We start from the raw sequence: 20,160 nt of genomic DNA, 5'->3' as shown, positions 1-20,160 counted from the left end.
ACTCCTTGAATTTACTGGTCGCTGATCCCGATCAGGCTGCGCGCGTATTGCTGTAGCGGCGGCCCAATCAGGTCCTCTGGCTTGTTGTCGTGGAACGTTAGCAAACCGCCACGACTCTTGATGGTTGCAGTATCAATCAAATACTGGGTGTTGGTCTCGATCAACATGATCTGAATCACGCCGCTGTCGATACCGAGGCGATCCACATATTCCTGATCGATCCAGTCATCCGTGTTGCCAATGCGGTCGTCAGCGTTGGCGAACCGGGTGTAAAGCAGGTAATGGGCACCGGCGGCGCGGGCTTCAGCCATAGCTCGGTCGAGACCTTCGGGTGAGCGGGCACGGCGTACCATGGGGAAGTAATCGATAAAGCCGTTGAAGGCCTCTTCGGCCACCGCGTTCGGGCGCGGATAGACACTGCCCGGTGGCGCGAACGGACCTTGGGCGATGTAGATGAACGAGTCCGGCTGAATGCGCAGGTTGTTTACCCGACGGCTGTTGCTGTGATCCAGCAGTCCCACGTCACTCATCTGGTAGCGAGTCTCTGCAGCCATGTCGCTGACATTCATGCAGCCACCCAGCGCCAAAACGGCCAGCAGCAAAACCAGACTACGCATCCTACCCTCCAGAGGCCGGTGACGGAAAACCGGCGAATGGTCATGGGATGCAGCTTCCGCGCCAGCTCGGGAGAAGCACACTCTTGCAGCTGGCGAAGCCTGCGTTCGACTGCGTAGCGGTCGCCAGTTCAAGCGATGCGGTGTTCCAGATATATTTTTCTTATAGCAATTACGACTGCTTCGCAGCCGGACGCAGCCTTCGGCAGCTGCTACAGGGGACCGTGCTCAGCCGCCAATAATCTTCATGATCGTCGCACCACCCGAAAATGCCACTTCCTGCTTGTCCCCCAAAGCCTTCACCAGCAGCCGCTGCAACGCCGGCAACGCTTGATGGCGCGGCTTGTCCAGCAAGTCGCCGACATAATGGCGATTGCTCGACGACAGGCAGCCATGCAGCCACCCCGTGGACGAAAGACGCAAGCGCGAGCACGTACGGCAGAACGGAACGCTTTCGTTGGCGATCACGCCGAAATGCCCCAGCCCTGGAATTTCATAACGTACCGCAGTGGCATCGACCGGCGCATCGGCTTGCAGGTATTCATAACGCTCGCCAATCAGACTCAGCAACTGCTGGAGACTGACGAACTGTTGCAGGAATGCATTGGAGTCGGTGGCCAGGTGGCCCATGCGCATCAGCTCGATGAAGCGCAATTCATAGCCGCGCTCCAGGCAGTAATCGAGCAGCGGCATGACCTGATCAAGGTTCTGTCCGCGCAATGGCACCATGTTGACCTTGATCTTGATGCCCGCCGCGCTGGCCTGATCCATACCGTCAAGTACGGTCGCCAGATCGCCGCCACGGGCAATGCTGCGAAAAGCACTGGCGTCCAGGGTGTCGAGGGAAACGTTGATGCGACGGATACCGGCGTCCACCAGCAACGGCAGCTTTTTCGCCAGCAATTGACCATTGGTGGTCAGGCTGATGTCCTGCAGACCCATCTGGCCGACGGCGGTCATGAAGGCTTCGAGTTTGGGGCTGACCAGCGGCTCGCCACCGGTGATGCGCAAACGCTCGATGCCTGCCGCTTCGATCAAATACGCCACGCCACGCGCCATGGCCTCRGCCGACAATTCATCCTGCGCAGCCACCAGCCGCTTGCCGTTAGGCACGCAGTAGGTACAAGCATAATTGCAGGCTGAGGTCAGACTGATCCGCAAATTGCGAAAACGCCTGCCTTGACGGTCAACGATCATGGATCACTCCGGCAATGAGAAACTGGAACGCGCAAAACTTGACTCAGAATTCAAGTTTTAGCAAGTCCTATGCCTGAGTATATTCCTGCGGTACTGCGCCATATAGCTAAATCATGGCGCAATCAGGTAGCTGAATGGTTCAGCTGCTCGGAGTGTCGGTATCGCGTTTGCGCTTGTTGCCCATGCGCACGCCGATGTCCATCAGGAACTGGAAGAAGCCTTCCTGATCTTCCAGCACATTGCTCCAGAACGGCGAGTGATACAGCGCCACGGCGCCATGCACCAACGCCCAGGACGCGCAGTAATGGAAATAAGGCGGCACGTCTTCGAGCTTGCCTTCGCTGATACGGCCTTTGATCAGCAGGGTCAGGCGTTCGAAGTTGGAGGCGCGGATCTTGTGCAGTTCCTCGACCATCTCTGGCACTTGATTGCCCTTGACCACCTTCTCTTCCAGTCGGTCGAACAACCGATAGCGTTGCGGATCGCGCATGCGGAATTCGAAGTAAGCCCGGGACAGCGCTTCCTTGTCCTTGTCGACATCGGCCGAATGCAACAGCTCGTTCAAATCACGCTCGTAATCGAGCATCAGGCGCAGATAAATCTCCGCCTTGGATTTGAAGTGCTTGTAGATCGTGCCTTTGCCGATACCGACGGCATCAGCAATCATCTCGACGGTGACACTGTCTTCACCTTGGTCGAGGAACAGCTTGAGCGCGGTATCGAGAATTTCTTGCTCGCGGCGACGAAACTCACGGACCTTACGAGGTTCTTTATGCATAAGAAAAGGTCTGTTGGGGGTCAAAATTCGAAGCCGCGTATTATGCCTAACTTACGCAAAAATGCACGGATCATCCGACCATATCTGTGTTTCTTGATGATTTCCAGCAGGGTCGCCCAATGATGAGAACTCTTCCGAAGCGGCCGTATTCCAAAATTGTTTAAAAATCGCGACCGGCAAACTGGACGAGGCGCAATAGTGATCAATACTTGAACTGTCGGCGAGACATCTCCCCCAAGTGTTGCGCCGATATTGGTACCAACGGACCGCGTGCCATTGTTTTACTCCTAATGGTCTTAACCCGGATTCACCCCCCAGAACCCGGGTTTTTTTTGCCTGCGATTTAACCTTTCACATGCGCCAGCGGGAACAGCCGCTTGAAGTTCTCGGTGGTCTGCTCGGCAAATCGCTCGTAAGGCTCACCTCGCAACATTGACAGAAACTCCGCCACTTCACGCACGTACTGCGGCAGATTCGGCTTGCCGCGATACGGGATCGGCGCAAGGTACGGCGAATCGGTTTCCACCAGCAAAYGGTCGGCCGGCACCTTGCTGGCCACATCACGCAGTGCATCGGCATTGCGGAAAGTGACAATACCGGACAAGGAAATGTAATAGCCCATGTCCAAGGCAGCCTTGGCCATGTCCCAGTCTTCGGTAAAGCAATGCAGTACGCCGGCCTGTGGCAGTGCCGCTTCACGCAACAAGCTCAGCGTGTCGGCGCGGGCGCCACGGGTGTGGATGATGACTGGCTTGCTGGTTTGTTGGGCCGCTTGCAGGTGCAGGCGAAACGACTCCTGCTGCAACTCGGCTGCTTCCGGTTCGTAGTGATAATCCAGACCGGTTTCACCAATCGCGACCACACGGGGGTGATTGAGCTCGCGCAACAGCCAATCCAGCGCGGGTGCAGCTCCCGGTTGCACATCCAGCGGATGCACGCCGACTGAACAGTCAACGTCATCATAACGTTCGGCCAAGGCTTTGACGTCGGCGGCGTTGTCGACACTGACGCCGATGCACAGGAAGTGCCCTACTCCGCGCTGACGGGCCGCTTCGAGTGCAGCATCCAGAGAGCCGTCGTGGGCGGCGAGGTCGAGGCGATCAAGATGACAATGGGAATCTACGAGCATAAAAGGGCTGCAACTTACATCGTATGAGTGGGACGGTCGGACGTGAGGGCTCCGACCAGGTGGGTGCAGATACACAGAGTCTAGGTGCAGACGGTCACTTCTGGGCAGGCAAGGACGCCCATTGCACCAGCAGCGCTTCCAGCAACAGCGCTGGATTGAGATTGGCTTTGCTCATCACCTTTTGACGCTGGGCGAGGATCCAGTCCTGGATAGTCAGAACTTTATCCTGAGCGGTTTTCTGCGCCAGGTACTGAATTACCTTACGCATGTCCGTCAATCCAAGACCTTCTTCATCCTGGGTCAACTGATAGCGCAGGATCAGGCTCGACCAATCGCAGAACCAGTCGAACAGCAGCAACTGCGGAATGGTTTTCCATTCCTCGGCCAATTGTGTCGGCGATTGCTGTTGCTTGAGCAACTTCTTCACGCCATCGACTACCAGCGCTCTCTGTTCGCGCACACCCTGATTCTGCAATTTGACCGCGCCCAGCGGAGAACCGGCGGCCAGCGTCAGCAGTTCGATACGCTCTGCTTCCGAACTGTCCGGCAAAGCTTTGGCCAGCCACGCAAGGCTCATCGCCTCGCTCGGCAACGGACAGGCCTGCTGCACACAGCGGCTTTTGATGGTCGGCAACAGACGACTGGTCTGGTGGCTGACCAACAGCAAAACGGTATCGCCCGACGGCTCTTCAAGGCTTTTGAGCAAAGCGTTGGCGGCATTCACGTTCATTGACTCGACCGGCTCGATCAACACCACTTTGCGCCCGCCCATCTGCGAGGTCTGCACCACAAAGCTGACCAGCTCGCGCACCTGATCGACTTTGATAGCCTTGTCGGCTTCTTCCGGTTCCAGGACGTAATTGTCGGGATGGCTGCCTGCCTTGAGCAACAGGCAGGATTTGCATTCACCGCACGCGTCCTGCGCGGTCGGGCGCTGGCACAACAGACTGGCCATCAACCGTTCGGCCAGCGCGCGCTTGCCGATCCCGGCAGGGCCATGCAGCAGGTAGGCGTGAGCGTGTTGCTTACGACCGGCCAGCTGCCGCCAGAGACTGTCCTGCCACGGATAGGCTTCAGCCACGTGTCAACTCCAACAGACGCGGCAACAGAACATCCAGAGACTGCTGAACCTGTACCAGCGGCCGGGCCGCATCAACCAGGACATATCGCGCCGGGTCCGCTTCAGCGCGTTTGAGAAATGCACCGCGCACCGCATCAAAAAAAGTTCGGCCTTCGAGTTCGAACCGGTCCAGTCGACCGCGAGCGCTGGCACGGGCCAGACCCACTTCCACCGGCAGGTCGAAGATCAGCGTCAAGTCTGGACGCAGATCGCCCTGGACGAATTTCTCCAGGGTCGCGATGCGTTCCAGCGACAACCCGCGACCGCCGCCCTGATAGGCATAGGTCGAATCCGTAAAGCGATCACACAAGACCACCGCACCACGGGCCAGCGCTGGGCGAATCACCTCGGCCAGATGTTGGGCGCGCGCGGCGAACACCAGCAACAGTTCGGTGTCGGGGTTCATGACTTCATCAGCCGGCGCCAGCAGCACGTCGCGAATCCGCTCGGCCAACGGCGTACCGCCCGGCTCGCGGGTCAGTACCACTTCGATACCGGCAGCGCGCAGGCGCTGGGCCAGGTATTCGCGATTGGTGCTTTTGCCGGCACCTTCCGGGCCTTCCAGGGTAATAAACAAGCCAGTCACGGGCAGTCCTTAGTCAGAATTATTGCGGGCCTTGCGGAGCGACCGCATCCGGCGCGGGCTCAGGTGCAGGTTCAGGCGTCGGTGCAGGAGCCGCTTCAGGTGTCGGCGCAGGAGTCGGTTCAGGAGCCGGTTCTTGCGGCGCCACGGATGGCAAAGCCTCGGGATCGGGATCCGGCGAAGCCGCCGGAATCGGCGCCTCAGTATCCAGCGTTTCGCCATTCACCGCTTCTGATGCAGAGATCGGCGCAGGGCTGGAACGATAATCGGCACGACGCCTGATCTGGAATTCGCGCACCGCGTTGTTATGGGCATCCAGATCATCGGAGAACACATGGCTACCATCGCCGCGCGCGACGAAATACAGGCTGGTGCCCGCGACCGGGTTCAATGCAGCATGGATGGCTTCGCGACCGACCATGGCAATCGGCGTCGGCGGCAGGCCCGATATCATATAAGTGTTATACGGGGTGGCTTCCCGGAGGTGAGCGCGGGTCAATCTACCGCTGTAGCGATCTCCAAGCCCGTAGATCACCGTCGGGTCGGTCTGCAGCAACATGCCGATCGCCATGCGTCGAACGAAGACGCCAGCAATCTGCCCGCGCTCCTGCGGCACGCCGGTTTCCTTTTCCACCAGCGAGGCCATGATCAGCGCCTGATAAGGCTCGGTGTACGGCACGTCAGCAGCGCGCCTGTCCCACTCTTTGGCGAGCACTTCGTCGAGGCGATCATAGGCTTTTTTCAGCAGATCGACATCGGTCATGCCGCGCACAAACCGATAGGTATCAGGGAAGAAACGTCCTTCCGGAAAGATCCCGCGATGACCGATTTTCTCCATCACCTGACTGTCGCTCAACCCGTCGAGGGTCTGCTCAAGCTTTTCGTCTTTGGCCAGGGCTGCGCGAACCTGACGGAAATTCCAGCCTTCGACCAGGGTCAGGCTGTATTGAACCATTTCGCCACGCTTCCACAGCTCGATCAGCCCCTCAACCGTCATGCCCGGGACCATGCGGTACTCGCCGCTGTGCAACGGTTGCTTGGGTAGATTGAAGCGCCAGTAAACGCGCAGCCAGAACGCATCCTTGATGACGCCTTTGGCTTCGAGTCGATAGAAGGTGCGGGTTGGTGTCGTGCCCTTGGGCACTTCCAGAAGTTCTTCCTGGGTGATATTCAGCGGTTGTTCCAGCGCCGAATGAATTTTCCAGGCAGAAGCGCCCAGACACAGCCCCGCCAGAACCAATCCGGTTTCCAGCAGCAGCAAGAATTTACGTCTCACGTATCAAGCATCCAGTAGCGCGCAGGCAATGGTTTGGAGTTTACGGGTGAGCGGCCCAACCGGCCAGCTCAACGCAGCATAGGCGCACACCGGCCAAACGCCATACACGCTGTTGCAGACGAAGACCTCATCAGCCCATTGCAGCTGATCGAGGCTGATGTCGGTGATTTGCGTGGGAATTCCCAGTGACTCGGCTTGAAACAATAATTCGTCACGCATCACCCCGGCCACGCCACAGCGTTTTAAATCGGCGGTGATCAGCACCCCATCGCGCACCAGGAACAGATTGCTGAATACGCCTTCGATTACGCGGCCGGTCTGATCGAGCATCAAACCTTCAGCATGTTCGGTGTCCTGCCATTCGGCACGGGCAATCACTTGCTCCAGAYGGTTCAGGTGTTTGAGCCCGGCGAGCAACGGTTGATTGGAAAGCCGAGTAGTACAAGGGAATAATCGAATGCCCAGCTCGGCATGTGCAGCTGGATAAGCAGGGTGAAGACTGCCTTGCAGAATGCGTCGGGCCTGCGCCGAAGGATCAGGGGCATAACCGCGCAAACCGTCGCCGCGCGTGAGAATGAGCTTGAGCACACCCTCACCGAGCGCTGCGGCGTAAGCCAACAGTTCGCTGCGGATCAGCTCGTGATCAACAGTGATCGCCAGGCGTGAGCAGCCTTGCGCCAGACGCGACAGATGCCGATCCAGCAACAATGGCTGCCCGCCACACACGGCAATGGTCTCGAACAGACCATCGCCGTAAGCCAGGCCGCGATCTTTCAGCGACAAAGCGTCAGCCGGCTGACCGTCGACCCAGCTGTCCATCAGTCAGCGAACCGGCGGAACACCAGTGAGCCGTTCGTTCCGCCAAAACCGAACGAGTTGGACAGCACCACATCGATGTCCATGTTGCGCGCTGTGTGCGGCACAAAGTCGAGGTCGCACCCTTCGTCCGGCTCATCAAGGTTGATGGTCGGTGGCGCTACCTGGCCGTTGATCGCCAGCACACTGAAGATTGCCTCGACTGCGCCCGCTGCGCCCAGCAAGTGGCCGGTCATGGACTTGGTCGAACTGACAGCCAGCTTGTAAGCGTGGTCGCCGAACACCGATTTGATCGCACAGGCTTCCGCGAGGTCGCCGGCTGAAGTCGAGGTTCCGTGGGCGTTGATGTATTGAACCTGATCAACGTTGACCTTGGCATCGCGCAGGGCGTTGGTGATGCAACGAGCAGCACCAGCACCGTCCGCCGGTGGCGAGGTCATGTGGTAAGCATCGCCACTGGTGCCGAAGCCGATCAGCTCGGCGTAGATGGTCGCACCGCGCGCCTTGGCGTGCTCCAGTTCTTCGAGCACCAGAGCACCGGCACCGTCGGACAAGACGAAGCCATCACGGCCCTTATCCCAAGGACGGCTGGCACGGGTCGGTTCATCGTTGCGGGTCGACAGCGCGCGGGCGGCACCAAAACCGCCCATGCCCAGACCACACGCGGCCATCTCGGCGCCACCGGCAATCATCACGTCGGCTTCGTYGTACATGATGTTGCGGGCAGCCATGCCAATGCAGTGAGTACCAGTGGTACATGCGGTGGCGATGGCATAGTTAGGTCCCTGTACACCCAGGTGTATGGACAGGAAACCGGAAATCATATTGATGATCGAGCCAGGCACGAAAAACGGAGAGATCCGCCGTGGGCCGGTATCATGCAGGGTACGGCTGGTTTCTTCGATATTGGTCAGACCGCCAATACCCGAACCCATGGCCACGCCGATTCGCTCGCGGTTGGCGTCAGTGACTTCCAGACCGGCGTTGCGTACGGCCTGAAAACCTGCGGCCAGACCGTACTGAATAAACAGGTCGAGCTTGCGAGCTTCCTTGACCGACAGGTATTCCTCGACATTGAAGCCCTTTACCGAGCCGCCAAAACGGGTGGAATAGGCAGAAAGGTCGGTGTGTTCGATCAGACCAATGCCACTGCGGCCAGCCAGAATGCCCTGCCAACTGCTCGGCACATCAGTGCCCAGTGGCGACAACATACCCATACCGGTGACTACGACGCGTCTACGCGACACAGCACTCTCCTTTTTTTTCAAATGACGACTTTGCATCATGCCTAAAGAAAAAACCGCACGCCGTGATGGCAGTGCGGTTTTTCCATGACAGCAAGCAACGATTACAAGCTATTAAGCCTGGTGGTTAGTAACGTAATCGATTGCGGCTTGTACAGTAGTGATCTTCTCGGCTTCTTCGTCAGGGATTTCGGTCTCGAATTCCTCTTCCAGAGCCATCACCAGCTCAACGGTGTCAAGGGAGTCGGCACCCAGGTCTTCAACGAAGGAAGCAGTGTTGACCACTTCTTCTTCTTTAACGCCCAGTTGCTCAGCAACGATTTTCTTGACGCGCTCTTCGATGGTGCTCATACCTTGTTTTCACTCCTAATGGACAAATTCAGGCAGCTGGCCAGTGGGTAAGTGTATAGAAAGACTTTTCAGCTTTTCAACTGAAAGCTTCACTCCTCAAACCCGACAGCCCTCTGCCTATAAATAGATTGCAGCTTTATAACGGATTTTAGACAGCTCGTATGACATTTTTTTGAAGCGATCCGTCACATTTAACTCATGTACATCCCGCCGTTCACCGGGATTGTAGCCCCAGTAACGTAAGCCGCACCGTCGGACGCAAGAAAAGCGACCACAGACGCGATCTCTTGAGCTTGCCCCAGACGGCCCAGCGGAATCTGCGTCTGCAAGGCTTCACGCTGCGCCTCGGGCAGTTCACGGGTCATATCGGTGTCGATGAACCCAGGGGCCACCGAGTTTACCGTAATCGAACGCGAACCGACTTCACGCGCCAGTGCACGACTGAAACCTTCCAGACCGGCCTTGGCGGCAGCGTAGTTTACTTGGCCTGCGTTGCCCATGGCACCCACAACCGAGCCAATACTGATAATTCGTCCCCAACGGGCTTTGGTCATACCGCGCAATACGCCCTTGGACAGGCGGAACAGACTGTTCAGGTTAGTATCGACAACGTCATGCCACTCGTCGTCTTTCATGCGCATCATCAGGTTATCGCGGGTGATACCGGCATTGTTGACCAGGATCGCCGGCGCACCGAACTGTGCAGTGATGCTCGCCAGTACTGCAGCTACGGATTCGTCGCTGGTGACATTGAGCTCAAGACCAGTGCCTTGAATACCGTTTTCTTTCAGGGTTGCGGCGATGCGCTCGGCACCGGAAGCGGTGGTCGCGGTGCCAATCACGATGGCACCCTGACGACCCAGCTCCAGGGCAATAGCCTGGCCGATACCGCGGCTCGCGCCGGTGACCAATGCAACTTTACCTTGCAGACTCATGCAAGCTTCTCCTGATTCAGGCCAGCGCTGCACGGGCGGCAGCGAAAGCGTCTGGGGTATTGAGGTTGGATGTCGACACGCCTTCGGCGCAGCGTTTGTTCAGGCCGGCCAGCACTTTGCCGGGGCCGCATTCGACCAGCTGGGTCGCGCCCTTGGCGGCCAGCGCCTGGACCGATTCAACCCAACGCACAGGCTTGTAGAGCTGTTCAAGCAGATCACGCTTGAGGGTGTCCAGATCGGCCGGCACATTGGCGCTGACGTTCTGCACAACAGGAATCTGCGGCGCTTGCCAGTCGATTGCAGCAATGGACTCGGCAAAACGCTCGGCCGCCGGGCGCATCAGCTCGCAGTGCGACGGCACGCTGACCGGCAATGGCATGGCGCGCTTGGCACCACGGGCCTTGCAGCCTTCGATGGCGCGCTCGACCGCTGCCTTGGCACCGGCGATCACCACCTGGCCCGGGGAGTTGAAGTTCACCGCACTGACCACTTCACCTTGTGCCGCTTCGGCACAGGCTGCCAGCACGTCGGCATCATCCAGACCGAGAATGGCGGCCATGCCACCCTGCCCGGCCGGAACGGCTTCCTGCATCAACTGACCACGGCGCTCTACCAGCTTGACCGCGTCGCCCAGGCTCAGACTACCCGCAGCAACCAGAGCGCTGTACTCGCCCAGGCTATGACCGGCAACGTAAGCCGGGCGCGCGCCGCCTTCAGCCAGCCACAGACGCCACAGGGCGATCGAGGCGGTCAGAATGGCCGGCTGGGTTTTATCGGTTTGATTGAGTTGCTCTTCCGGCCCTTGCTGGGTCAGTGCCCACAGGTCGTAACCCAGAGCATCGGAAGCTTCTTTGAATGTTTCGAGGACAACCGGATGTTGCGCGCCCAACTCGGCCAGCATGCCGAGGGACTGCGAACCCTGTCCTGGAAAGACGAATGCGAGGGAAGCAGACATGTAACAAGCCCCTAATGATCTTGTCGTCGGAGAATTGATGTCCCAAGTGGGGACGCAAGAAACTGACAGTTGGATAGCCAATTGGCCCAAGCGGTCACATTTAAGCATTGTCCGACGAAAATGCCTAAAGCAACAAATCCTCCAGACGACCGTGAATCCGCTCCGGCAGATTTTCCTGAATTTCGATCAACGCACGGGAAATGGCGCTTTGAAACCCCTGAACCCCGGCCGAACCGTGGCTTTTCACCACAATCCCTTGCAAACCAAGGAAGCTGGCACCGTTATGCCGTGCAGGTGCGAGCTCGGCTTGAAGACGCTTCATCAGCGGCAACGCCAGAGCGCCGACCATTTTCGACGCAAGGTTTTTCTTGAACAAGGCTTCGATGCGTCCGGCAATCATGGTCGCCAGCCCCTCGCTGGACTTGAGCAGGATATTGCCGACAAAGCCGTCGCACACCACCACATCCGCCTCGCCACGGTACAAACCGTCACCTTCGACAAATCCGATGTAATTGATACCCCGAGCAGCCTGCAACAAGGTGGCCGCCAGCTTGACCTGCTGATTGCCCTTGATGTCTTCGGTACCGATGTTCAGCAGCGCTACGCGCGGGCGAGCAATGCCAAGCGTCTCCGCCGCCACCGAACCCATGATTGCGAACTGCAACAAGTGCTCGGCACTGCAATCGACGTTGGCGCCCAGATCGAGTAACTGGCAGTAGCCCTTTTGCGTCGGAATCGCCGCTACCATTGCCGGACGATCAATGCCCGGCAAGGTCTTGAGCACAAACCGCGACAACGCCATCAGCGCACCGGTATTGCCGGCACTGACACAGGCCTGAACCTTGCCGTCTCGCAATAATTCCAGCGCCACACGCATCGACGAGTCGGGCTTGCCGCGCAAGGCCTGTGCAGGCTTTTCGTCCATGGTGATGACTTCGGACGCAGGCGCAATCGACAGGCGCGAGCGATCCACAGCCGATTGGCCGGAAAGCAATTCTTCAAGAAGGGAGGGTTGACCGACGAGGGTCAGGTGCAGCGAGGGCGTAGCAGACAGGCAAGCGATGCTGGCCTGAACAATGCTGCGGGGACCGAAGTCCCCGCCCATTGCGTCAATCGCGATGACTTGAGCGGACAAGTGATTACTCGTCAGCGCCCTTGTCGATCACTTTACGGCCACGGTATACGCCTTCTGGCGATACGTGGTGACGCAGGTGAACTTCACCGGTGGTTTTTTCTACAGACAGGGTGCTTGCCTCGAGAGCGTCGTGCGAACGGCGCATGTCACGGGCGGAGCGGGATTTTTTGTTCTGCTGAACAGCCATAATTGATTAACTCCTAAACGTTTGGGTCACGCTTTAACTGCGCCAATACACTGAACGGGTTGGACCGCGTTACCTCGTCCTCGCTCGGTTCGGGCTCATCGAGACCCGCCGGCTGCTGGCATTCTTCCGGATGATGAGCAGGCACAATGGGCAAGGCGAGCAGAAGCTCCTCCTCGATCAGTGACTGCAGATCCAAAGGATCTTCGCCCAGTTCCAGCACGTCATAACCTTTCGGCAACGACTGGGTATTCGCACCCTCCTTCACCACAGCATAACTGCATTCGCTATGGATCGGCAGGGTGACCAGCTCAAGACAACGCTGGCAAACCATTTTGACCTCGGTGTCGATAAAGCTGTGGATGACCACAGATTTACGTTCATCTCGTTCAAAAACGAATTTAGCCTGCACCGTACCGACAGTGTCGGAAAGCGGGTCGCAGAGTCTCTCCAAATCGGCCAGCAGCAATTCACCTTGAAGGGTGGTGCCACGATCAGCCAATTTGCGCGGGTCAACGTGAGGTGGAATCGGGTCATTCAACATAGGCGCAGCATTATAGGGATGCCCCCAGCCATGTCAAAGGAAATTCAGCCCTGTCCGTCACTTGCAAGCCTCCGCTAGAATTCACGCCTGACTTTTGGAGTTGCGCATGCTGCCATTATTACTTGCTTCAAGCTCAGTGTATCGCAGGGAATTGCTGGCCCGGTTGCAGCTGCCGTTCACCTGTAGCTCGCCGGATATCGACGAAAGCCATCGACCGGGTGAGCCGGCCATCGAACTGGTCAAACGCCTCGCCAAAGAAAAAGCCCTGGCACTTGCGGGCAGCCATACCGCCCATCTGATCATCGGCTCCGACCAAGTCGCGGCACTCGGCGACAGGATTATCGGCAAACCCCACACCTTCGAAAAGGCCCGCGAACAATTGCTGGCCGCCAGCGGTGCCAGTGTGACCTTCCTCACCGGACTGGCACTGCTCAACAGCCAGACTGGCGATTGCCAGGTTGATTGCGTGCCGTTCACCGTCCACATGCGCGCACTCGATCAGGCACGCATCGAACGCTACCTGCGCGCCGAGCAGCCCTACGACTGCGCAGGCAGCTTCAAGGCCGAAGGGTTGGGGGTGAGCCTGTTTCAAAGCACCGAAGGCCCTGACGCCACCAGCCTGATCGGCCTGCCACTGATCCGCCTGATAGACATGCTGCTGGCCGAAGGCGTGCAAATCCCCTGAGCACAAAAAACCGGCCACGAAGGCCGGTTTCTTTATGCAGCCACGGGATCAGCGCATCGACGGACCATGAAAGCCCATCCACATCGCCAACTGCTCCGCCACGCTGGCACCGAGCTTTTTCGAGAAGCGATCGAACGGCGATTCCTGAACGGTGAAGTCCACCAGTTCTTTCTCACCAATCACGTCGCGCGCTACCGAACTGGCATTGCCCAGACCGTCAATCAGACCAAGCGGTAGCGCCTGCTCACCATTCCAGACCAGACCAGAGAACAGCTCAGGATGTTCTTTGTCCTTGAGGCGGTCGCCGCGCCCCTTCTTGACGCTGTTGATGAACTGCTGATGCGTTGTGTCCAGCACGCCCTGCCAGAATTGAGTTTCCTCAGGCTTCTGCGGCTGGAACGGATCGAGGAACGATTTGTGCTCACCCGAGTTGTAGGTGCGACGCTCGACACCCAGCTTCTCCATGGTGCCGACAAAGCCGTAGCCGGCTGCCGTCACACCAATGGAACCCACCAGGCTCGCCTTGTCGGCGTAGATCTGATCCGCCGCACTGGCAATGTAATAAGCACCAGAAGCCCCCAGATCCGAAATCACCGCATACACCTTGGTATCCGGATGCAGGCCGCGCAGACGGACGATCTCGTCATACACGTAACCCGACTGCACCGGACTGCCGCCCGGGCTGTTGATGCGCAGGATGACGCCTTTGACTTTCTCATCCTCGAAAGCGGCACGCAGACTGCCGACGATGTTGTCAGCGCTGGCCGGCTCCTTGTCGGCAATCATGCCCGTCACGTCGATCAATGCTGTGTAGTTGGAGCTGCTGGTCGCACTCTTTTCCAGGTCCATCAGCGGCGTGAACAGGATCAGTGCGACAAACAGGTACACGAAAGTCAGCAGCTTGAAGAAAATCCCCCAGCGACGCGACCGGCGTTGCTCCTGCACACTGGCCAGCAGGGTTTTTTCCAGCAGCTTCCAGCTTTTTTCGTCACCGCTCTCTGCGCTCGCCTTGGCGGGCGCTTTCCATTCGTCGGTCATTACACCTACCCCAGCAAAAATCTATTAAACCCGCTGACCCAGCCAGGCATGCAATTCTGAAAAACGATCAATGGTCAAGGCCGGCTCAAACAGCTTCAGCGCCTCGATCGATTGCGCGCCGTAGCTGACCGCCACCGAGTCCATGCCGGCGTTGCGCGCCATCTGCAGGTCGAAGGAGGAGTCGCCGACCATCAACGCCTGCTCGGGACGAACCTCGCAATGAGCGAGAATCTGCTCAAGCATCAGCGGATGCGGCTTGCTCGCGGTTTCGTCAGCGGCGCGGGTGATATCGAAATAATCTCCCCAACCGTGGGACTTCAGCACCCGATCCAGCCCGCGACGCGCCTTGCCCGTCGCCACAGCCAAATGATACCCCTCGGCACGGAACGCCTCCATCGACTCGATTACGCCCTCAAACAGCGGCGAAGGCACGGCTTCGGAGGCGATGTAGTGATCCGCATAGTGCTGACGAAAGGCGACCAATTCGGTATCGCCAATCTCGGGATACAGGGTGCGAATCGCCTCTGGCAAACCCAGGCCGATAATGCCCTTGACCGCAAAGTCATCACACAACGCAAATCCGGAGCGTTCGGACGCGACATGCATCGCCTCGACAATCCGACCAATGGAGTCGGCCAACGTGCCGTCCCAATCGAAAATCAGCAGTTTGTAATCAGAGTGGCGCACTCAATCGCTCCACGGTCTTGGCCCACATCTCGTCCACAGGCGCCTGCAATTTCAGCTCGCCACCATCAGGCAGCGGCACGGTCAGCATGTAAGCGTGGAGGAACAGGCGCTTGCCGCCCAGGTCGCGGATTTCCTTGCTGAAACCTTCGTCGCCATACTTGGTATCGCCGGCGATGCAATGCCCGGCGTGCAGGGTATGGACACGGATCTGGTGAGTCCGGCCAGTGATCGGCTTGGCTTCGATCAGGGTGGCAAAGTCGCCGAAACGACGCAGCACCTTGAACACGGTCACGGACTCCTTGCCCTCCTCCTCGTCGACCTCGACCATGCGCTCGCCGGAGCGCAGATTGCTCTTGCCCAGCGACGCACGAACTTGCTTGATCGAGGCAGCCCAGTTACCGCGGACCAGCGCCATATAGCGCTTATCGACGCCATCGCCGCGCAATGCCGTGTGCAAATGTCGCAGCATGCTGCGCTTCTTGGCGATCATCAGCAGGCCTGAGGTATCACGGTCGAGACGGTGAACCAGTTCGAGTTCCTTGCAATCAGGACGCAACTGGCGGAAGGCTTCGATCACACCGTAAGTCAAGCCGCTGCCGCCATGAACCGCAATGCCGCAGGGCTTGTTGATCACGATCAGCGCTTTGTCTTCAAAAACAATCGAGGCTTCGAGGCGCTGAAGCAGGCCCTGAGCCAGTGGCACCGGCTCGTCACGTTCAGGCACACGAACCGGCGGCACGCGCACGATATCGCCCGCCTGCAGCTTGTATTCGGGCTTGATCCGACCTTTGTTCACTCGCACTTCGCCTTTGCGCAAAATGCGGTAAATCAGGGTCTTGGGCACGCCTTTAAGCCGAGCGAGAAGGAAGTTATCAATACGTTGGCCGGCATATTCCGGCGAGACCTCCAGCAGTTGTACGGCTGGGGTCGAAGGGGCTGTAGTCGTCATGGCGCGGATGATAACAATTTTTTATGGAATTGAAGCACTTAATCATTGCTGCTATAGTCGCGAACGCCGCCAAAAGCGGCTGGACAGCGGACCAACGGTCAAAAACCGGCCCTGACCAACGCAATTCACCAGGACGCGAGGCCGTCCTACGGGGCTTTCGCTACGTAACGGTGGAGTTTGCAGCTGTAACAAGCGCAGGTGACATGAGGCCTGAATCATGCCGCAAAGCAGAGTTTTCACTCGCCTTGCGAACAAATATTCACGGCCAGTTCACAAAGTGCAGTCAGCCACGAAYGACCCTGGGCGAACGCTTCGGAAACAACGCCTAAATTAGCCATGATGCGTGACCTCCCCCTTCGGAGCTCACGGTAAATGCCAACCCGCTGCGGATTCTGCGCGCGGCAGCACCCGAATTATCAGGGATACGTGTAGGGTGGAGATGCACAACCGCCGGACTGTGTAGCAATAGGCTTTATCAAGACGCTTCATCTCGTCCACAGCCGCTGGTTGATTCCTCCTCCTGACTGAGTGCTTAAGTAGCCACAGCAAGCAGGACGCGTACGTCGCGACACCGGCCCAATTGGTCGGGGTTCGCTAGACACTGGAGTGGCCAACCACTCCTGACGCACCTGACACCGACCGTGAGAAGTCGTGTGTGCCGAACGCCGTTTCCGGCAGCCCGGAAACCGACGGTACTACATGAAAAGAATGCTGATTAACGCAACTCAACCCGAAGAGTTGCGTGTTGCACTGGTAGATGGCCAACGCCTCTACGACCTGGACATCGAATCCGGTGCACGCGAGCAGAAGAAGGCCAACATCTATAAAGGCCGGATTACTCGCATCGAACCAAGCCTTGAGGCTGCCTTTGTCGATTTCGGCTCCGAGCGCCACGGCTTCCTGCCCCTCAAAGAAATCTCCCGCGAATACTTCAAGAAAGCCCCCGAAGGCCGCGTCAATATCAAAGACGTCCTGAGCGAAGGCCAGGAAGTCATCGTTCAGGTCGAAAAAGAAGAACGTGGCAACAAGGGCGCTGCCCTGACCACCTTCATCAGCCTGGCCGGTCGTTACCTCGTTCTGATGCCGAACAACCCGCGTGCCGGCGGTATTTCCCGTCGTATCGAAGGTGAAGAACGCAACGAACTGCGTGAAGCCCTGAACGGTCTGGTTGCCCCGGCCGACATGGGTCTGATCGTGCGCACTGCCGGCCTGGGCCGCAGCAGCGAAGAAATGCAGTGGGACCTCGATTACCTGCTGCAACTCTGGACCGCCATCAAAGAAGCTTCCCTGGATCGTTCCGCGCCGTTCCTGATCTACCAGGAAAGCAACGTGATCATCCGCGCCATCCGCGATTACCTGCGCCAGGACATCGGCGAAGTGCTGATCGACAGCGTTGAAGCCCAGGACGAAGCCCTGACCTTCATCCGCCAGGTGATGCCGCAGTACGCCAGCAAGATCAAACTGTACGAAGACAGCGTTCCGCTGTTCAACCGTTTCCAGATCGAAAGCCAGATCGAGACCGCTTTCCAGCGCGTAGTCGAACTGCCTTCCGGCGGCTCCATCGTTATCGATCCGACCGAAGCCCTGGTGTCCATCGACATCAACTCGGCGCGCGCCACCAAAGGCAGCGACATCGAAGAAACCGCTCTGCAGACCAACCTTGAAGCCGCCGAAGAAATCGCCCGTCAGTTGCGTTTGCGCGACATCGGCGGCCTGATCGTCATCGACTTCATCGACATGACCCCTGCCAAGAACCAGCGCGCCGTGGAAGAGAAAGTCCGCGAATGCCTGGAAGCCGACCGCGCTCGCGTGCAAGTCGGTCGCATCTCGCGCTTCGGCCTGCTGGAAATGTCCCGTCAGCGCTTGCGTCCATCCCTGGGCGAAAGCAGCGGCATCGTTTGCCCGCGTTGCAACGGCACTGGCATCATCCGTGATGTTGAATCGCTGTCGCTGGCGATCCTGCGCCTGATCGAAGAAGAAGCCCTGAAAGACCGCACCGCCGAAGTTCGCGCACAAGTGCCGATCCCGGTTGCTGCGTTCCTGCTCAACGAAAAACGCAACTCGATCACCAAGATCGAACTGCGCACCCGCGCCCGCATCGTCATTCTGCCGAACGATCACCTCGAAACGCCGCACTTCGAAGTTCAGCGTCTGCGCGATGACAGCCCGGAAGCCAGCATCAATCAGTCCAGCTACGAAATCGCTGCTGCCGCTGCCGAAGTCGAAGAAGTCCAGCCAGCCGCTGCGACCCGCACGCTGGTTCGTCAGGAAGCCGCGGTCAAGACCGCTCCGGCCCGTGCCAACGCTCCGGTTCCGACCGAAGTCGTCGCTGCCGCACCGGTAGTTGCACCGGTTGCCGTGCCAGAACCAAGCCTGTTCAAAGGCCTGGTGAAGTCGCTGGTCAGCCTGTTCGCAATCAAGGAAGAGCCTGCTGCTCCGGTTGTGGTTGAAAAACCAGCGACCACCGAGCGCCCGGCCCGTAACGAAGAGCGCCGCAACGGTCGTCAGCAGAGCCGCAACCGTAATGGTCGCCGCGATGAAGAACGCAAGCCTCGTGAGGAACGTGCACCACGTGAAGAGCGCGCACCCCGTGAGCCACGTGAAGCCCGCGAAGAAACCCCGGCCGTAGCCCGTGAAGAACGCGCTCCACGTGAAGAGCGCGCACCACGCGCACCTCGTGAAGAACGTGCACCGCGCGTTCCACGCGAAGACCGCAAGCCACGTGGCGAGCGTGAAGAGCGTCCGGTTCGTGAACTGCGCGAGCCTCTGGATGCCGCTCCGGCCGCTGCTGCCGCTGCCGCTACTGCTACTGCTACCGCTGAAGAGCGTCCGGCTCGCCAGCCACGTGAAGAACGCGCTCCACGCCCACCGCGTGAAGAACGTCAGCCACGTGCAGAACAAGCCGTTGCCGCCGTCGCTGAAGAAGAGCTGACAGCAAACGAAGAGCAACTGCAGGAAGACGGTCAGGAAGGCGCCGAAGGCGATCGTCCACGCCGCCGCTCCCGTGGTCAGCGTCGTCGCAGCAACCGTCGCGAGCGTCAGCGTGATGCCAACGGCAACGTGATCGAAGGTTCGGAAGAATCCGAAGGTAACGAAGCTGGCGAAAGCAACGAAGCTCCAAGCACTTCTGATCTGGCCGCCGGCCTGGCTGTGACCGCAGCCGTTGCCAGCACCGTGATCAGCGCACCGGCTGAAGCACAAGCCCACGAGCAAGCCGAACGCGCCACTGCTGCTGCTCAGGAACCTGCTCCGGTTGAAGCGCCAGTGGTTGAAGCAACGACTCCGGTCGAAGCGACTGCCGCTCCGGAAATCGAAGTGGCTCCGGTTCGTGAAGCACAGCCTGTTGTTGAAGCTGCCGCCGAGCCTGCTACCGTCGCTGAACCAGCCGCCGAACCAGTAGTTGCTGCTGAGCCGGTTGCCGAAACCGTCACTGAAACCGTGACCGAAGCTGTCCGCGAAGTTCGTGAAGAACAAACCGCGTTCAACTGGGTTGCCGAGACAGCCGTCGAAGCGCCAGCGCCAGTCGTTGAAGCCCCGGTGGCTGAAGCCATGGTTTCCGAACCAGTGGTTGTGGCAGCCGAACCTGCTCCAGTCGTTGAAGCGCCGGCTCCAGTGGTTGCCGAAGTGGCGGAACCGGTCGTTGAAGCTGCCCCGGTCAGCGCCCTGACGCCAAGCGGCCGTGCGCCGAACGACCCACGTGAAGTGCGTCGTCGCAAGCGTGAAGAAGAGCGTCTGCAGAAGGAAGCCGAACAGGCTGCCGCTGCGGCTCCGGTTGCAGCTGAAGTGGTCGAAGCGGCGCCTGCCGAAGCGGTCATCGAAGAAGCACCACGCTCCGTTCAGGAAGCCGTAGAGCAACACGAACAAGCCCAGGAAAAAGAACACGAGCCTAAACCACTCGTCTAATTCCCCAGGCCATTAAAAAGCCCCGTCTGGTAATCCC

20 protein-coding genes are annotated in these 20,160 nt (G+C 58.7%); 2 read left to right on the top strand and 18 right to left on the bottom strand.

What is annotated here, in order from left to right; genetic code table 11:
- Positions 1 to 11: 11 nt before the first annotated feature.
- The 15 genes from AC1DSG_RS08580 to AC1DSG_RS08510 all read right to left on the bottom strand — a co-directional run bounded on the left by AC1DSG_RS08580 (position 12) and on the right by AC1DSG_RS08510 (position 12,861).
- Positions 12 to 617 carry a DUF4823 domain-containing protein gene (locus AC1DSG_RS08580; RefSeq protein WP_477790493.1) on the bottom strand — a complete coding sequence of 202 codons (606 nt, stop codon included), beginning with the start codon at positions 615 to 617 and terminating at the stop codon, positions 12 to 14.
- A gap of 225 nt (positions 618 to 842) precedes the next feature.
- Entirely contained in the window at positions 843 to 1,811 is a 969-nt protein-coding gene (locus tag AC1DSG_RS08575; protein WP_223518993.1) for a GTP 3',8-cyclase MoaA, read from the bottom strand.
- Between the two features lie 139 nt (positions 1,812 to 1,950).
- Positions 1,951 to 2,589: a TetR/AcrR family transcriptional regulator gene (locus tag AC1DSG_RS08570; protein WP_008152317.1), complete on the bottom strand. Its 639-nt coding sequence runs from the start codon at positions 2,587 to 2,589 to the stop codon at positions 1,951 to 1,953.
- 343 nt (positions 2,590 to 2,932) lie between these two features.
- Positions 2,933 to 3,718 (bottom strand): TatD family hydrolase, encoded by a 786-nt coding sequence (locus AC1DSG_RS08565; RefSeq protein WP_477790492.1) that lies wholly within the window; start codon positions 3,716 to 3,718, stop codon positions 2,933 to 2,935.
- Between the two features lie 94 nt (positions 3,719 to 3,812).
- Positions 3,813 to 4,799, bottom strand: coding sequence for a DNA polymerase III subunit delta' (locus AC1DSG_RS08560; protein WP_477790491.1), 987 nt, complete (start codon positions 4,797 to 4,799; stop codon positions 3,813 to 3,815).
- Positions 4,792 to 5,424: a dTMP kinase gene (tmk, locus tag AC1DSG_RS08555; protein ID WP_477790490.1), complete on the bottom strand. Its 633-nt coding sequence runs from the start codon at positions 5,422 to 5,424 to the stop codon at positions 4,792 to 4,794. The genes AC1DSG_RS08560 and tmk overlap by 8 nt, the downstream gene beginning before the upstream one ends.
- A 19-nt stretch (positions 5,425 to 5,443) precedes the next feature.
- Positions 5,444 to 6,697, bottom strand: a complete 1,254-nt coding sequence (gene mltG, locus AC1DSG_RS08550) for an endolytic transglycosylase MltG (RefSeq protein ID WP_477790489.1) — start codon at positions 6,695 to 6,697, stop codon at positions 5,444 to 5,446.
- 3 nt (positions 6,698 to 6,700) lie between these two features.
- On the bottom strand, positions 6,701 to 7,516 hold the full coding sequence (gene pabC, locus AC1DSG_RS08545; RefSeq protein ID WP_477790488.1) for an aminodeoxychorismate lyase: 816 nt from the start codon (positions 7,514 to 7,516) through the stop codon (positions 6,701 to 6,703).
- Positions 7,516 to 8,760 (bottom strand): beta-ketoacyl-ACP synthase II, encoded by a 1,245-nt coding sequence (gene fabF / locus AC1DSG_RS08540; protein WP_477790487.1) that lies wholly within the window; start codon positions 8,758 to 8,760, stop codon positions 7,516 to 7,518. Before fabF ends, pabC begins: the two co-directional genes overlap by 1 nt.
- Before the next feature lie 111 nt (positions 8,761 to 8,871).
- A complete protein-coding gene (gene acpP / locus AC1DSG_RS08535; protein ID WP_003442511.1) occupies positions 8,872 to 9,108 on the bottom strand; it encodes an acyl carrier protein in 237 nt (78 codons plus the stop codon).
- Positions 9,109 to 9,299: 191 nt separating this feature from the next.
- Positions 9,300 to 10,043: a 3-oxoacyl-ACP reductase FabG gene (gene fabG / locus AC1DSG_RS08530; protein WP_477790486.1), complete on the bottom strand. Its 744-nt coding sequence runs from the start codon at positions 10,041 to 10,043 to the stop codon at positions 9,300 to 9,302.
- A 16-nt stretch (positions 10,044 to 10,059) separates the two neighbouring features.
- A complete protein-coding gene (fabD, locus tag AC1DSG_RS08525; protein WP_477790485.1) occupies positions 10,060 to 10,998 on the bottom strand; it encodes an ACP S-malonyltransferase in 939 nt (312 codons plus the stop codon).
- Between the two features lie 124 nt (positions 10,999 to 11,122).
- On the bottom strand, positions 11,123 to 12,133 hold the full coding sequence (plsX, locus tag AC1DSG_RS08520; protein ID WP_477790484.1) for a phosphate acyltransferase PlsX: 1,011 nt from the start codon (positions 12,131 to 12,133) through the stop codon (positions 11,123 to 11,125).
- Positions 12,134 to 12,137: 4 nt separating this feature from the next.
- Entirely contained in the window at positions 12,138 to 12,320 is a 183-nt protein-coding gene (gene rpmF, locus AC1DSG_RS08515) for a 50S ribosomal protein L32 (RefSeq protein WP_003179396.1), read from the bottom strand.
- 13 nt (positions 12,321 to 12,333) lie between these two features.
- Positions 12,334 to 12,861 (bottom strand): YceD family protein, encoded by a 528-nt coding sequence (locus tag AC1DSG_RS08510; protein ID WP_004371317.1) that lies wholly within the window; start codon positions 12,859 to 12,861, stop codon positions 12,334 to 12,336.
- 106 nt (positions 12,862 to 12,967) lie between these two features.
- Here AC1DSG_RS08510 and AC1DSG_RS08505 point away from each other — a divergent pair, with 106 nt between their 5' ends.
- The gene (locus tag AC1DSG_RS08505) at positions 12,968 to 13,546 is read left to right on the top strand and encodes a Maf family protein (protein ID WP_477790483.1); all 579 of its coding nucleotides are present in this window, start codon (positions 12,968 to 12,970) and stop codon (positions 13,544 to 13,546) included.
- A gap of 48 nt (positions 13,547 to 13,594) precedes the next feature.
- Here the strand turns inward: AC1DSG_RS08505 and sppA are convergent, their stop codons facing one another.
- Genes sppA through rluC form a run of 3 tightly spaced genes read right to left on the bottom strand, consistent with a single transcriptional unit; the run spans position 13,595 to position 16,220 of the window.
- A complete protein-coding gene (sppA, locus tag AC1DSG_RS08500) occupies positions 13,595 to 14,584 on the bottom strand; it encodes a signal peptide peptidase SppA (protein ID WP_477790482.1) in 990 nt (329 codons plus the stop codon).
- A gap of 24 nt (positions 14,585 to 14,608) precedes the next feature.
- A complete protein-coding gene (locus tag AC1DSG_RS08495) occupies positions 14,609 to 15,271 on the bottom strand; it encodes an HAD-IA family hydrolase (RefSeq protein WP_477790481.1) in 663 nt (220 codons plus the stop codon).
- Positions 15,258 to 16,220 carry a 23S rRNA pseudouridine(955/2504/2580) synthase RluC gene (rluC, locus tag AC1DSG_RS08490; RefSeq protein ID WP_461955184.1) on the bottom strand — a complete coding sequence of 321 codons (963 nt, stop codon included), beginning with the start codon at positions 16,218 to 16,220 and terminating at the stop codon, positions 15,258 to 15,260. Before rluC ends, AC1DSG_RS08495 begins: the two co-directional genes overlap by 14 nt.
- 699 nt (positions 16,221 to 16,919) lie before the next feature.
- Here rluC and rne point away from each other — a divergent pair.
- Entirely contained in the window at positions 16,920 to 20,123 is a 3,204-nt protein-coding gene (rne, locus tag AC1DSG_RS08485) for a ribonuclease E (RefSeq protein ID WP_477790480.1), read from the top strand.
- Positions 20,124 to 20,160: the final 37 nt, after the last annotated feature.

Source organism: Pseudomonas sp. P5_A12, from assembly GCF_056400685.1.
The sequence above is the reverse complement of the archived record's forward strand: the minus strand, read 5'-3'. Positions and strand labels throughout refer to the sequence as shown.

Bases quoted from the DNA above. Each gene is read 5' to 3' on its own strand.
- AC1DSG_RS08580 (WP_477790493.1), bottom strand. From the start codon at position 617: ATGCGTAGTCTGGTTTTGCTGCTGGCCGTTTTGGCGCTGGGTGGCTGC.
- AC1DSG_RS08570 (WP_008152317.1), bottom strand. From the start codon at position 2,589: ATGCATAAAGAACCTCGTAAGGTCCGTGAGTTTCGTCGCCGCGAGCAA.
- acpP (WP_003442511.1), bottom strand. From the start codon at position 9,108: ATGAGCACCATCGAAGAGCGCGTCAAGAAAATCGTTGCTGAGCAACTG.
- fabG (WP_477790486.1), bottom strand. From the start codon at position 10,043: ATGAGTCTGCAAGGTAAAGTTGCATTGGTCACCGGCGCGAGCCGCGGT.
- fabD (WP_477790485.1), bottom strand. From the start codon at position 10,998: ATGTCTGCTTCCCTCGCATTCGTCTTTCCAGGACAGGGTTCGCAGTCC.
- rpmF (WP_003179396.1), bottom strand. From the start codon at position 12,320: ATGGCTGTTCAGCAGAACAAAAAATCCCGCTCCGCCCGTGACATGCGC.
- AC1DSG_RS08510 (WP_004371317.1), bottom strand. From the start codon at position 12,861: ATGTTGAATGACCCGATTCCACCTCACGTTGACCCGCGCAAATTGGCT.
- AC1DSG_RS08505 (WP_477790483.1), top strand. From the start codon at position 12,968: ATGCTGCCATTATTACTTGCTTCAAGCTCAGTGTATCGCAGGGAATTG.
- sppA (WP_477790482.1), bottom strand. From the start codon at position 14,584: ATGACCGACGAATGGAAAGCGCCCGCCAAGGCGAGCGCAGAGAGCGGT.
- rluC (WP_461955184.1), bottom strand. From the start codon at position 16,220: ATGACGACTACAGCCCCTTCGACCCCAGCCGTACAACTGCTGGAGGTC.
- rne (WP_477790480.1), top strand. From the start codon at position 16,920: ATGAAAAGAATGCTGATTAACGCAACTCAACCCGAAGAGTTGCGTGTT.